Raw genomic sequence first — 13,537 nt, 5'->3', positions numbered from 1 at the left:
AAACCCTTTATAATTGTATCGCTACCCGCAACTAAGCTTGTTTAACTATACTAAGGTTTTCCTGAATGACCTAAAAAAGGAACCCTTTTAATAAACAACTTAAGTGCTTGCACATAAATACCTTTGAAAATAGACAAAGTCATCGCAGGAAATTTTTTTAATAATTTATTAACTTCTTGCTTCGTTAACTGACTTCGCTTTAATCGTAAAGACGCGTCGAATAACAACTCATCCCCACGTTTATTTTCTATATGAATTAATGTGTTATCGGCTGTATGTTGTACTTGCCAATGGTAGTCCATATCTAAATTCATAAAGGGTGATACGGAGAAAGCCTTCTTAAAGTTCACTTTTTTTTGTAAGGGTACCAAATAATAATGGCGCTCATTCCACGGCGTATTGCTTACCTCAGCCACCATATATTTAAAGTTATCGGTGCTATTACCGTAAAAGTAAAAATTTACAGGGCTAAAATAAATGCCCATACACCTAAGTTGGCCAAGCATATAAATATGCGAAAACGTCTCTTTAACGCCTAGTTTTTCTATTTGACACTGTGCACGTTCAATAATACTTAATGGCTCTGAGTTTGGCAGTGTGTTTAAATAATCGGCTTGATTAAAACGCAGTGCTTTAAACCCAAAAGTACCTAGCATAGGGTGAATGTTATTAATCAATAACGGATTTTTTAAATCTACCCACATCATATAAAGCGGGTATTTAAACTGATGGTTTTTTACCGCAAAGCGCCGATGCCTTACATCGCCTAAGTATACAGCGCTATTCAAATTCAACACCTAATTGCTTAGCCACATCTACCCCACTGCGAACACCATCTTCATGAAAACCGTTATACCAATAAGCACCACAAAAATAGCTATTATTTTGGCCATCAACAGTGTGCTTGAGTTTTTGTGCGGCAATGGATGATTCGTTAAAAACAGGGTGATGATAAGTAAACTCACGTAATATATTTGCTTTGTTAATCCCTTCTAAGTGATTAAGGGTTACACAAAATTGTGTATCTGAGTCAATACCTTGCAGTATATTCATTTGGTATGTAACAACCGCTGCTTTGTCGGTGTTTTCGTTTAGTAAGTAATTCCAGCTAGCCCAGGCGGCTTTTCTATCTGGCAGTAAACTGGTATCTGTATGCAGTACTACCGAGTTTTCGGTATAAGGAATTGCACCTAATACAGCCTGTTCTTGCTCAGTCGCATCACCAAGTAATGCAAGGGCTTGATCTGAGTGACACGCAAATACCACTTTATCAAATTCAGCTTGTTCGCCATTTTCAAGAGTAATAATTACTTTATTATCTACACGCGTAACCCTCTCAATGTCGGTATTTAGTTTTATCCGCTCTGCAAAACCTTTAATAAGCGGCTTAATGTATTGCTTAGACCCACCAGGGATTACATACCACTGCGGCCTGTTTGTAACATCAAGTAAGCCATGGTTGTAAAAAAAGTTTACAAAAAACTCAACCCCTACATTTTGCATCTCTTTGATGCTGGTTGACCAAATTGCCGCCCCCATAGGTAAAATGTAATGGTATTTAAAAAAGTCATTAAAGCCGTGCGTATCTAATAACTGACCCAGCGTTTGATCTTTAGGGTAGTTTTGCTCGCTGTGCATTGCTTTACATAATTTATTAAACTTAACTATATCGCTCAACAAGCGCCAAAACTTAGGCCTAAATATATTTCTTTTTTGAGCAAATAAACTTGCAAAGGTGTGTCCGTTGTACTCAAAACCACTTGTTTGATTATGAACACTAAAGCTCATTTGTGTTTCTTGTCTGTCTACGCCAATGCGCGCGAGTAGTTTTTCAAAGTACGGGTAGGTGCGGTCATTAAATACGATAAAGCCCGTGTCTATTGCGCGTTTAACCCCAGCATCAGATATCTCTACTGTCGCGGTATGACCACCAATGTAATCGTTTTTTTCAAATACAGTAATATCGTAATGCTTATGCAGTAAATGAGCACAGGTTAAACCAGATACGCCAGAACCTATTATTGCTATTTTTTTCAACGGGCTAATCCTTTTGCTAAACGTAACCAAAGTGGTAACGGTAAAATACGTAATGCTTTTAAAACAAGCGTAAACCGATAAGGAAAATGAACTTCTTTACGGCGTTTATTGATCCCCTTAATCATATAATCGGCGGCCTCTGTTGCAGTGACGGCCATAGGCATTGGGAAATCGTTTTTATCAGTAAGGGGGGTTTTAACAAAACCAGGGTGCACCAACGTAACATCAACATCATTTAAGTCGATTGCTAAGCTTTTCGCTAAATAGCTTACCCCGGCTTTAGATGCGCCATAAGCCTCAGAGCGTGGCAGAGGTAAATACGTAACGCTTGAGCTAACAAGTACAAGTTGTCCGCCCGCACTAATTTTTGGTAATAGTGCCTCTAGGCAGTAGCCCATGGCCAGCAGGTTTACTGAAATAACTCGCTCAAACAAAGCGCTGTCAAAGTTACGGGCATCATCTACATACTCACAGTTACCAGCGTTAAGAATAACCTTATCAAAAGCACTAAACCCAAGGGTTGCTTGCTTTATGTCTTTGAGGTCTGTGGCATCAAACTGACACGTTTTAATATTGGTGTGTTTTTCAAGCTCAGCTAACTTTTCAAGGTTTCTACCGCAAGCAATAACCGTGTTGCCTTGCTGTGCGTACTTTATTGCAAGCTGCTCGCCAATACCTGAGGTTGCACCTGTAATTAAAATATTCATCGCTACCCTGCTCGTTTATCTATGTAATTTATAACGCCACCTAAAATAGGAATATGCTTGTATAGCATTTCACCGACATTAAAATAGTCGCGGTGGTTAATAATTTTACCTTCTTTAAAAACCAGCTTACTGTGACCTTCTACCGATATAGTTTTGCCAGAAGCCAGTTTTGGGTGGGCGTAATGCATAGTCCAATACAAAAATGCTTTATCATCACGCTCGTAGGTATCGCTAATATCAAACTGACAATGCTTAACATTACTATATAGATTAGAAAAATATCGGGTAAGCTCGCTTAGCCCGTGTATTTCGTGCATTGGGTCTTTAAATTTAATTTGCTCGCTGTAAATATCATTAAGCAAATGCAGGTTTGATTTATCGAGTTGTTGATATATTTCTACAAATTTTGCTACCGGTAATGCTGTTTCCATATCACCCCTTAAATGCAGCTATTGCACGTTCGCGAGCTGCTTTATGATCTACGATTGCCGGCCAGTAACATTGCTTATCAGCCCCTATTGACGCTAAATAAGCATGAGGAAAATGAATATGTTTATCTGGCACTTTTTCAAGCTCTGGTAAATATTTACGTATAAATTTACCATTAGGATCAAAGCGCTCACTTTGAGTGATAGGATTAAATACGCGAAAATAAGGCTGCGCGTCACAGCCAGTGCTTGCAGCCCACTGCCAACCACCATTATTAGAGGCTAAATCGCCATCAATAAGGTGCTGCATAAAAAACTGCTCGCCTTCACGCCAATCAATTAATAAATGTTTGGTCAAAAAGCTGGCGACCACCATTCTTAAACGGTTATGCATCCAGCCGGTTTGAACTAACTGTCTCATCGCTGCATCAACGAGTGGGTAACCTGTTTTTCCCTCGCACCAGGCTTTAAACTCAGCCTCGTTTTTACGCCATTTAACGCCATTGTACTTTTCGTTAAAGTTATCACCACGAGAAAGCTTAGGAAATTGCGCAATTAAATGACGATAAAATTCGCGCCAAATAAGCTCGTTTACCCAAGTAAAAGTTTTACTTTTAGATATTGTTAAAATATCTGGGTAGCGGTTTTGAATATTAACCAGTAACTGCTTAGGGCTTATAATACCTAGAGCTAAATAAGGGCTTAAACCCGATGTGCCTTTAATGCTGGGTATATCACGCTGTTCGTCGTAGCTACTTAATTTATCGCAAATAAAATTATCAACAATGGTTGCTAAGCTTTCATCATCAACCGGCCATTTTTCTGAGCTGCCATCACTTTTAATTGCCTGTGCGTTGTTATTTATCGGCTGTTTTTTTAAAGGCCACGGTAATAAGCTAAAGTGAGTATCTTGGTGTTGTTTAAGCCACTGTTTTTTAAATGGCGTAAACACTTTGTACATTTCGTTACTTTGGTTTTTAACACTGCCTACAGGCGCTATTACATCTCCTTCATAGAGGGTAAAAGTAATATTTTTATCATCACACTTTGCAAGTATTTGCGCATCACGATTTACTTCATTTAACTCATACTCTTTATTAGCAATTACATGTTTTACCTGATGTTTATCGCAAAATGATAAAAGCGCACTTTCACAATCGTCGAAGTAAGGGGCGTCAAAAATATGCAGCTCTATTGCGTACTGCGCTAGCTGCTCGCGTATATAATTGAGGCGTCTTTTTAGTAAATCTATTTGAATGGGAGCAGCGTTGTGTTGTTGCCATTGCTTTTCGCAGATAAAAAAAATGGCCTGTTTAGCGCCATTATTTAGCGCTTCAATAAGCGCTTCGTTAGAAAAAAGGCGCAAATCACGCCTAAACCAAAAAAGTGTATTCATTATATGCCGTAACGTAATTTTAGTTCATTAGGGTAAGGATTAAAAAACACCTGCTTTTCTAGGTATTCATTAGGGTGTACTTTCAGATGATGTTTTAACAAAGTAAGCGGTACGTACAAAGGCACTAAACCTTGACGGTATTCATCGATGGCATCGCGTAGCTCTTGCTTTTCAACCTTAGATAAGTCTTTTTTAAAGTAGCCCTGCAAGTGCATTAACGTGTTGCAATTATTCCTGCGTGATGCAGGCTTTTTAAGGCCGTTCATTAACCCAAGAATGTACTCATCTGCTAAAGCGTTAATATCATCACCATTATAAGTACCAAGTAAATTACCTAAGTCGCGGTAAGCTTGATAATTATGAGCCATTAATAAGTACTTATATTGCGAATGAAACTGGGTAAGCTTATGCACTGTTAGCGGCTCAGATGCTAGTAACTGCCACTGTTTATAGGCGTACACGCGCATTACAAAATTTTCGCGTAAGTGCATGTCGTTTAAGCGGCCGTTTTCTTCACATGGCAATAATGGATTGTGCTTCATTATTTGCTCAGCAAAAAAACCAACGCCTTCAGAGGTATTGCCGGTGCCCGCTTCGTTATAAATTTTAATTCTTTCCATACCGCAGCTTGGGCTTTTCGCACAAAAAACAAAACCACTTAGGTTTTTAGCTTGCTCTGTGGCTACTTTTTTACCGTATTCAGTTAACTTAGGCCCAACATCGCCAGTGCCATCTGGGCGACACACTTTTATTGTATCGCCCACACGTACTTGGCGTATGGTTGGCCGAGGAATAGGTAACCCTACGGCTACCTCTGGGCAAAAACGCGTGTACTCTACATGTTTTCCAAGCTCATCCATACAAAAGTTAGACTTTTTATGGCCTGTATCAAAACGTACTTTTTCGCCTGCTAAGCAGGCGCTAATACCTATTTTTATTGTGTCTGTTTGCATAAATTCTCTTAATAAATCAAGTTACCTATAGGATTAAGTAACTTACTGAGCCCTTTATTAAAATGTAGCGCACTACTGACTACTGTAAAGCATAAACAACCATCTTTTGTGAGTGGAGTGTGCTGATGAGAGCCATCTTGCCAAATAAAGTCTCCTGGCACGTAACTACCCTCTTCATCACTAAACTCACCATCAAGTAGCAATGTTACTTCAAAACCAGTATGAGTATGCTCGGGGATTTCGCCCCCTGCGCCAATATGTAAAAGGCTTGAGCGCAATGGGCCATCATCAATAGCAACGCGAGAGCGAGCAAGCTTACCCACTTGCGTAAAACGCCCATGCGAAATACGTGTTAAGGCGCGTGGTAATTCGTAGTTATGCTCATTAACTTGTACGGTTACCGGCTCAACTTCGTAAACTTCATCAATGCTAGCATCGGCGGTTATCAAATCTAGCAGGTCAGCGTCAAAATCTGGCGCTTGTAAATCATTACTTAAATTTAATGTATCAGGGGCGTATGACGCATCGCTAAATACATCCTTTGCATTAGCGGCTTCAAGTTTTGCCACTTTTGTTTGGCAAACTGGGCACATATCAACGTGTATAGATACCGCAACGCTTAACGATGCAGGTAACTGCGCTGAACAATATTGTGCTAGTAAAGATTCACTAGGGTGATGTTTAATCATGCTGATCTCCCATTTCATTACGTAATTTTTGCAAGGCTAAACGCAATCGTGATTTTACCGTGCCTACAGGAATATTTAATTGTTGAGCAAGTTGCTCTTGCGACATATCTTGGAAATAAACGCCTCGGACGACCTCTCGCTGTGCGGTTGGTAGTTTGTCTAGGTAACGTTTAATTTGTTTATCTTCCAAGTGGTCGCTAAATTCAAGTGTTGTATCTTGAGATTCGTTAATAAGTGGCCAAATATCTTCGCTTATATTTTCTTCTTTATTACTTTTCATTTTACGAAGCATATCAAATGAGGCATTACGCATTACGGTATATACCCAGGTCGTCGCAGCCCCTTTATCGCTGTGATACAAATGCGCTTTACGCCACACTGAGGTTAATGTTTCTTGTACAAGCTCCATTGCTTGTGCCTCAGAGCCAAATTGCTTAATTCCAAAGCGTTTGATTTTTGGCGAAAAGTATTCAAATAAGTAAGCAAACGCTCTTTTGTCTCGCGAAGTAGCTACATCAAGCAGAGCTTGCATAAGCTCTGCACTTGGCGTTTCTGGCATGGCAGTATATTTACCTGTATTAGGTTCACAACGTGGTGAGGGTTGTTGACTTACCATAATAATTAATCCCGTGTATGCTTTTGTACATATCTATACGCCAAGCAATTAAACGCAGATCACATTATTTTAGGCAAATTCATTGTTGATCACAGTATGGAGGAAGTTTAGTAAGTTAGCAAAGTTACTTTCGAACGCAAGTTGCTGTTTTTTATCGATAGATATAGGTAATAGTTCAAGCCAGCGGGCAGCTACCCAGGCTAAATTATCAAACTTGGTTTGCCTATATAAACTAGAAAGCTCTTTATTGTTTAAAAATATGTCCTGTAAAGAATCAGACAAGCGTTGATTATCAGCCGAAATTTCACTGTGTGAGTCATTGTACCAATACGGCGTATTGCAATCGCTTAATAAGCCATGGCGCAATTCACTTTCATCTTGGTATACGTCATTTATTTGCACGCTTTTAGCAGCGTACACATCAATGAGTAGCATATTGCTAGGGTCTTGATCAAAGTCGATAATATCGACCAAACAGCCCTGAGCGCTAATATTAAATGGCGTGTCGTGCTGATAGGTGCACAGTACAAAACCGACATTATTTTGTAGTGCGGTTTTTACCATGTTTAAATACCTAGGCTCAAATATACGCAAACGCGTATAGCCTTCTGGTAAGACAAATATTGGTAATGGGAAAATCGCACGTTTCATAAAGTCTACTTCTTTAAATTACACTGCCTTTATTTACGTGCGCTTTTACTAAGTCGATCAGCTTACTCAAATCGAATTATTTAGCTATTAATTAAAAGTTGATCCAACTTCCCATACTTTTTATTACTTGAACCATATAGTAAACACTAATCATGCTTACAACAGGCGCCAACATAAGTGCAAATAATCCTAATTCGTTACTCATCGTCTTATCCTTTTACACTTATTTAGCTTTAACTTGCGTAGTTACCGGCATTGAAGACTGCGTGGTAACGTCAGCTTGTTCTTGCGCTTGATTTACAAATTGCTCAAGTACTGCCTGGGCATCAAAACTAAGGCTCTGCGAAATTGATTGTTCAAGTTCTGCCGTTGCTTGATTAATATAGCTTGTTACGTTTTGCGTTATAATATCAGTTACATCTAGGTCCACTTCACTCGCATGTACTTGCGAAGAACCTAATACTAATAAACTTGCCATAGCGATTTTAATTGAATGTTTCATAATGGTATTCCTTGTTGTGTATATTGTTTAGACGCAATAACATAATCAAGGGTTGTGCCAACAGAAAAATAAAAATTAAATGATTGATATTTAAAGACTATATCAAAATCCATATAGCAACGCAGCATTCAGGCTTGGTTAATTTAACTAACCTTTTTAATTTTTTGACTAACTATTAGTAAATATTTTTAGTTCACTATTTGCAGTTTAAAACAACGACTACCATTACTTTTTATTTTGTGTATCGGGTTTAACTTTTTTACCTAACCGATAAGCATCAACCATACTTAGTAACCAAATGACCACCATTAAAGGAAGATATTTATATTCCCCAAGCTGAGCACATTCACCTGATGGATTACGGGCGGCTTGTAAAATGCCTGAAGCCGTCATCGGAATTTTACCTGCTAAAATTTCATTTGCGCTACATTGCGCTATAGCCAAAATATCACCTAATGTCATAAACAAAAGTAGCGTAAATACACCTGCAAAAATACAGCCTATTAAATGCTTTTTAAGCGAAAAATGCCCTGCCCCAGGATACACAATGGCAGTAAGTAAAACGGCTTTGAGCTCTTTTTTCATGATAAACGTGCCTTAATTAATTGAGACTATACGACCACACTATACCCGATTAATTCCCTTTAAAATCAATAAAAGTACGGTGACTAATTTACAGTAACAATGCTGACATTGAAACATTGAGCGTACACCTGTACACTCAAGTTTAATTAATAAGTGGTAGGACTAGTATGACTATAGGTGCACCCTATTCTCGCAAAGAAGAAAAACTCAATGTATTAAGCCATGCACTGGGAATATTTTTTGCTGTGTTTGTAATGTGGGATTTATTTAAACAAGCCACCAGCGTAAAAGCTTATATTAGCACCGCTGTATATGGGGCTAGTTTATTTGTATTGTTTTTATCATCCACACTTTATCACGCCAGTGTACAGCCCAAATTACGCGCTTTTTATAAAAAGTGCGATCACTGCGCTATTTACGTATTAATAGCGGGTACGTACACCCCATTTTTATTGCTATCTCTAAATGGATTGTGGTCTTGGGGGACACTGAGTTTTATTTGGGCAGTCGCGCTTGGTGGCGTTGCTTATAAAGTGCTGGTTAAAAATGGTAATAAAAAAGTTTCGCTGGCTACCTACTTACTTATGGGCTGGTTTGCCCTTGCGATTGTATACCCACTTTATTTAAATATTGATGTAAAAGCACTGTACTGGTTACTGGCCGGTGGCATTTTTTATAGCTTAGGAACATTATTTTATAGCGCTAAAAGCACTCAATTTAGCCACGCAATTTGGCACCTCTTTGTAATAGCTGGGTGTGTGTGCCACTACATTTCAATTACTAATTACGTGTATTAATACATGTAATTAGTAATTTACTGCCACGCACATAAACCGCAATAATTTGGCTACCCTTCTATATAAAAACGCGATAAAAGCGCGTTGTAGCTTAAGCGATATCACCGCCTTAATTTAAGACGCTGTTATTTACGGCTTTGACTATAAGCCTATCACTTTACCTTACTCGCCTAGTTAACTAGCTCGATAAACAGCGTGTAACATTTTCGGTACTCTTATCCATTTTTTACCCATTTTATTCACTTACTCTTTTCCTAGTTTAAAAATAAATGATTTAAAATAAGTGACATAGCTTCAGATTTTAAATGTAACGCTATGGCATATCTATTGCTCCTTCAATATAAATGGTCAGTAAAACCTTGGCCAAGCAAATACGTAAAAGGAGATACAAAGTGGGCGCATTACAAGCTGACTCTATAAGTGAGGCAAGTGCTAGATTAGTAAGTTGCTACTTATACTCAATATTTTACAACCACACTCACTTTTACGTCTATTCCCGCCAAGCAAAGAGGTAGGTAACACGCATTGCTGCGTTATATGCCATTAGGCTCTTTGTGATTACATGCAGTTAATCCAACTTAAACTTTACGTTAAAGGAGACGTTGATATGCCAACTAACCAATTTACTATGCAAGACCCTAGAAGCCAATACCAAATGGGACGGACCGAAAAAGACAGTGATCAACCAGACCCAGGCCTAGATGAAATTTTAAAACCTAAAGCAGATCACGGCGAAGATACCTATGTAGGTAGCGACAGATTAAAGGGCCGCAAGGCGTTGATCACCGGGGGCGACTCGGGCATTGGCAGAGCGGTTGCCATTGCATTTGCCAGAGAAGGTGCCGATGTGGTTATTAATTACTTAGCCAGCGAAGAAGCCGATGCGAAAGAAACACTCGATATATTAAAAGCCAGCGGTAACAAAGCATGGGGAATTGCAGGCGATATCTCTGATGAGAGTTTTTGTAACGACCTTGTGGCGCAAAGCGTTGAAAACTTAGGCTCAATCGACATATTAGTGAATAATGCGGGTAAGCAACAGTTTGTTGCAGAGTTAGACGATTTATCTACCGAGCAATTTTGCCAAACATATGCAACAAATGTATTTGCTATGTTTTGGATAACAAAAGCGGCGGTAAAACATATGCCACCGGGCGCTAGTATTATTAATACAACCTCTATCCAATGCTATCAACCCTCTGCTGGGCTTCTTGATTACGCATCGACTAAGGGCGCAATTACAAGCTTTACTAAAAGTTTAGCAAAAATGCTGATTGATAAAGGCATTCGGGTTAATGGGGTTGCTCCAGGGCCAATTTGGACACCGCTTCAACAAAGTGGCGGCCAACCGGCTAAAAAATTGCCTGAATTTGGTGATAACGTACCATTAGGTAGACCAGGCCAACCTGCTGAACTAGCACCCACCTATGTCTACTTAGCGTCGCAAGAGTCAAGTTACATTACCGCGGAAATAATGGGCGTGACAGGTGGGCAGCATCTACCTTAATCATACTGGCTCACTCATATTAGTTAATCTCAGCTTATTAATTTTATAAAATAATAGCGGCGTATATACGCCGCTATTATTACCTAGCCTTTTTTAATCATACCTAAATAAGCCCCATTAAGTATTGGTGAGGCTCTGGTTAACAATACCTTAGACAGCATCTTAGCTTGGTACTAAAACCTGTGCTCAAGCAGCACTATTTAGCTCAGTGTGAGCAAGAGTGCGCCGAGTTAGACACACATAAATTAACTGCATAAATAACTTAAGCAGATTAAGTGTTATCTTTTTTAGCACGTATACCGCGAACGAACTCTTCTAAATAAGGCGTAAATTCTAGCGCAAGTGCTATAAATAGCACCGTTGCCAAGTAAGTTATTGGCAAAGGAGAGGCTTTTAATTGCAGCGTAAAGTCAGGAGGAAAGCCGCCTGGAGTAAATAAAGCGGTAAATTGCTCCCAATGGCGCGCAATAATTAATACCAAAGCTAACAGGGGTATCATTTCTAAAAAACTGTGTATATGTTGCTCTACCGGCCCTACCCTTCGCTTACTTACTGCATAAGTTACATCCCACATTGCTGTAAGCTCATGCAGAAAAAACAACACAATACAAATGGCAATAATCAAACTATTAACTTCAAATATTAAAACGAGGATTAACGGAATGCCCACTTCGGCAAACATTAATAAATGAATAAATGACTCTTTAGCACCGCTGGTTGTAGAAATATTACTACGTCGATGACAAAACCAATCAGCAATGCCAGCAGCAAGCCACACAGGGATCACAAAGTACATTAAAATCAATAAAGTTGGGTCAGTCATAGTTTGTTAGTCCTTAATATTTGGTTTTAATAACCCTCATGCTTAAAACTAAATATTTACACTTCATCAGCTTCTTCATTTATCACTAGCGATGTGAAAAAACGTATTTTTCAAATAATTTATCAGTCACTTTTAAGATGGCTTGAGGATTACTTACGTTTTTACCTTAATGTAAATGAGATACCATTTTTAAACGCGCCCTTGAGCGAGCATCTGGTATGCTCAATATCTATTTACAACTAATAAGTAGTTCAAGTGTTATGCCAAATCTCGACGCTTAATTGATTTAATGCCATTTTAGCTATAGGTAGGTGTAGAGGTGTTTTTTACTTTGCCGTATATATTTTTATTGTGTAAAAAATAGAAAATATATCGCTTATCATTGTAAGTTTTTCATTCACAAAGCTAAATAAGTAGGTTGTGGTAAAGGTAAAACTAGAAGCTGAATAACCCTATTTGTTGTAGATTTACGATAGCTAAAAACAAAAAAGTAAGCCGCATACTTGTAATAAAGCAGCCTTTAAAAGCTCTTTTACGATAATACGTTCATTACTGCCATCTACACTCGCGCATATTTACTTTGTCGTTTTTAAAGCTAACCCCTTCTAATAATAGCTTTTGGCGCTGCTCTTGGTATTTATCACTGCCTGCAGGAAATGATATTTTACCTTGGCTATTTACTACTCTGTGCCACGGTATAACAGAATCATCTGGCATTTGCTTTAAAAGGCGCCCTACTAAGCGTGAATTTTGCGGATAACCAGCAAGCGTTGCTACTTGCCCGTAACTTGCTACAAAACCTACAGGTATATTTGCAATAATGGTGTAAATGAGGGTTTCTTTATCAATATCAGCGGTCATTAACGTACGCCTCACTGAGTACTTTAAATTGCTCCCAAATAGAGCGCGCAACAGGGCCATGGTGTATTGCATCACGCCTAAATGCACGTACTTCTATGCCAAACTCATCTTCTCTGTCGTTTATCTGTATTTGCTGCAACAGCCCAGCTTCTATTTCAGGGGCGCAATAGTCTATGTTCATCATTGCCCAGCCGGCACCAGCAAGCAAAAACGACTTTAAATTGGTTACATCGTCAATCTTCATTAAGGCAGAGCCTTTTGAGTAAGAAAGCTTGTCGCTGTCTATGCTTAAGTCACTTTCAAACATAGCCAAACACGGGTAATTTTGTAGCTCGTTAAAGGTCATGTACTTAGGAAACGCTTTAGTAGATGCAATAATTCCAATATTTAACTTACCAATAGGTAGGCTCTCTAAGTGCCCTGTTGCATGAAATAAGTCAAACCAGGGGCCTATGCCTAACTCCACTTGCCCACTATTTACTTGCTCTAAAGAGACAAAGCGTTTGCCACTGGTTAAATTAAACTCTGTACGCTTAAATAGTCTAAAAGTATTACTTATGATCTCGTTATAACTGTCTTTTTGACAAATTTGCTCGTAGCAAATTCGATATTGTGGCTCGTTACCCAGTGCAAGCTCTTTAGCAAGCTGCGCTAGCTCATCATTTGCATGCAATAATTGTTGTGCTTCGCGATGAAAAACACGCCCTTTTTCAGTTAACTGTAATCGGTACTTGCTTCTATCGAGTAGTTCAAAGCCAATTTTTGCCTCTAAGTTTTTAATTGCTAAGGTAAGCGCAGGTTGAGTTTTATGTAATTTAAGCGCCGCGCCACTTAAACTTGCACTTTGTACAATGGCATCTAAAATTTGTAATTGATTCAGCTTCATACTGCGCTCAACATGATCATAAATAAAACTTATTATGTTTCTAAAATTTAATGAATTTTATTTTATATGGTTGCGGCGTATCCTGCACTTAATTATTTT

General features: G+C 38.7%; 16 protein-coding genes. 2 read left to right on the top strand and 14 right to left on the bottom strand.

All coding sequences use genetic code 11. From position 1 onward, the window contains the following. Positions 1–50 precede the first annotated feature (50 nt). The 11 genes from PSH54_RS11095 to PSH54_RS11045 all read right to left on the bottom strand — a co-directional run bounded on the left by PSH54_RS11095 (position 51) and on the right by PSH54_RS11045 (position 8,564). Positions 51–788 (bottom strand): DUF1365 domain-containing protein, encoded by a 738-nt coding sequence (locus PSH54_RS11095; protein WP_273606147.1) that lies wholly within the window; start codon positions 786–788, stop codon positions 51–53. Continuing rightward, positions 781–2,037, bottom strand: a complete 1,257-nt coding sequence (locus PSH54_RS11090; protein ID WP_273606146.1) for an NAD(P)/FAD-dependent oxidoreductase — start codon at positions 2,035–2,037, stop codon at positions 781–783. The genes PSH54_RS11095 and PSH54_RS11090 overlap by 8 nt, the downstream gene beginning before the upstream one ends. Continuing rightward, positions 2,034–2,744 carry an SDR family NAD(P)-dependent oxidoreductase gene (locus tag PSH54_RS11085; protein ID WP_273606145.1) on the bottom strand — a complete coding sequence of 237 codons (711 nt, stop codon included), beginning with the start codon at positions 2,742–2,744 and terminating at the stop codon, positions 2,034–2,036. Before PSH54_RS11085 ends, PSH54_RS11090 begins: the two co-directional genes overlap by 4 nt. A gap of 2 nt (positions 2,745–2,746) precedes the next feature. After that, positions 2,747–3,175, bottom strand: coding sequence for a nuclear transport factor 2 family protein (locus tag PSH54_RS11080; protein ID WP_024031753.1), 429 nt, complete (start codon positions 3,173–3,175; stop codon positions 2,747–2,749). Between the two features lies 1 nt (position 3,176). Next, positions 3,177–4,568 carry a deoxyribodipyrimidine photo-lyase gene (gene phrB / locus PSH54_RS11075; RefSeq protein WP_273606144.1) on the bottom strand — a complete coding sequence of 464 codons (1,392 nt, stop codon included), beginning with the start codon at positions 4,566–4,568 and terminating at the stop codon, positions 3,177–3,179. Beyond that, positions 4,568–5,521, bottom strand: a complete 954-nt coding sequence (locus tag PSH54_RS11070) for a YbgA family protein (RefSeq protein ID WP_055254114.1) — start codon at positions 5,519–5,521, stop codon at positions 4,568–4,570. Before PSH54_RS11070 ends, phrB begins: the two co-directional genes overlap by 1 nt. An 8-nt stretch (positions 5,522–5,529) precedes the next feature. Continuing rightward, positions 5,530–6,210 carry a ChrR family anti-sigma-E factor gene (locus PSH54_RS11065; protein ID WP_055254112.1) on the bottom strand — a complete coding sequence of 227 codons (681 nt, stop codon included), beginning with the start codon at positions 6,208–6,210 and terminating at the stop codon, positions 5,530–5,532. Continuing rightward, positions 6,203–6,826, bottom strand: a complete 624-nt coding sequence (locus tag PSH54_RS11060; RefSeq protein WP_273606143.1) for a sigma-70 family RNA polymerase sigma factor — start codon at positions 6,824–6,826, stop codon at positions 6,203–6,205. Before PSH54_RS11060 ends, PSH54_RS11065 begins: the two co-directional genes overlap by 8 nt. A 69-nt stretch (positions 6,827–6,895) precedes the next feature. Then, positions 6,896–7,477 carry an LON peptidase substrate-binding domain-containing protein gene (locus PSH54_RS11055; protein WP_004586417.1) on the bottom strand — a complete coding sequence of 194 codons (582 nt, stop codon included), beginning with the start codon at positions 7,475–7,477 and terminating at the stop codon, positions 6,896–6,898. Between the two features lie 223 nt (positions 7,478–7,700). Next, on the bottom strand, positions 7,701–7,979 hold the full coding sequence (locus PSH54_RS11050) for a hypothetical protein (RefSeq protein ID WP_055254108.1): 279 nt from the start codon (positions 7,977–7,979) through the stop codon (positions 7,701–7,703). A gap of 225 nt (positions 7,980–8,204) precedes the next feature. Beyond that, positions 8,205–8,564 carry a hypothetical protein gene (locus tag PSH54_RS11045; RefSeq protein WP_024031760.1) on the bottom strand — a complete coding sequence of 120 codons (360 nt, stop codon included), beginning with the start codon at positions 8,562–8,564 and terminating at the stop codon, positions 8,205–8,207. 167 nt (positions 8,565–8,731) lie between these two features. Between PSH54_RS11045 and trhA the strand changes: the two genes are divergently transcribed. Then, positions 8,732–9,361, top strand: coding sequence for a PAQR family membrane homeostasis protein TrhA (gene trhA, locus PSH54_RS11040; RefSeq protein WP_055254106.1), 630 nt, complete (start codon positions 8,732–8,734; stop codon positions 9,359–9,361). Between the two features lie 607 nt (positions 9,362–9,968). After that, on the top strand, positions 9,969–10,868 hold the full coding sequence (locus PSH54_RS11035; protein ID WP_273606142.1) for an SDR family oxidoreductase: 900 nt from the start codon (positions 9,969–9,971) through the stop codon (positions 10,866–10,868). 271 nt (positions 10,869–11,139) lie between these two features. Here PSH54_RS11035 and PSH54_RS11030 read toward each other — a convergent pair whose 3' ends face one another. The 3 genes from PSH54_RS11030 to PSH54_RS11020 all read right to left on the bottom strand — a co-directional run bounded on the left by PSH54_RS11030 (position 11,140) and on the right by PSH54_RS11020 (position 13,438). After that, complete coding sequence (locus PSH54_RS11030; protein WP_273606141.1) at positions 11,140–11,691, bottom strand: diguanylate cyclase; 552 nt, start codon at positions 11,689–11,691, stop codon at positions 11,140–11,142. 549 nt (positions 11,692–12,240) lie between these two features. After that, positions 12,241–12,552, bottom strand: a complete 312-nt coding sequence (locus PSH54_RS11025; RefSeq protein WP_248450236.1) for an MGMT family protein — start codon at positions 12,550–12,552, stop codon at positions 12,241–12,243. Then, positions 12,542–13,438 carry a LysR family transcriptional regulator gene (locus tag PSH54_RS11020; RefSeq protein WP_054981916.1) on the bottom strand — a complete coding sequence of 299 codons (897 nt, stop codon included), beginning with the start codon at positions 13,436–13,438 and terminating at the stop codon, positions 12,542–12,544. Before PSH54_RS11020 ends, PSH54_RS11025 begins: the two co-directional genes overlap by 11 nt. Positions 13,439–13,537: the final 99 nt, after the last annotated feature.

Source organism: Pseudoalteromonas sp. Angola-30, from assembly GCF_028599215.1.
Lineage (GTDB): Bacteria > Pseudomonadota > Gammaproteobacteria > Enterobacterales > Alteromonadaceae > Pseudoalteromonas > Pseudoalteromonas atlantica.
Note: the sequence above shows the minus strand (reverse complement) of the source record. Positions and strands in the feature narration are given on the sequence as shown.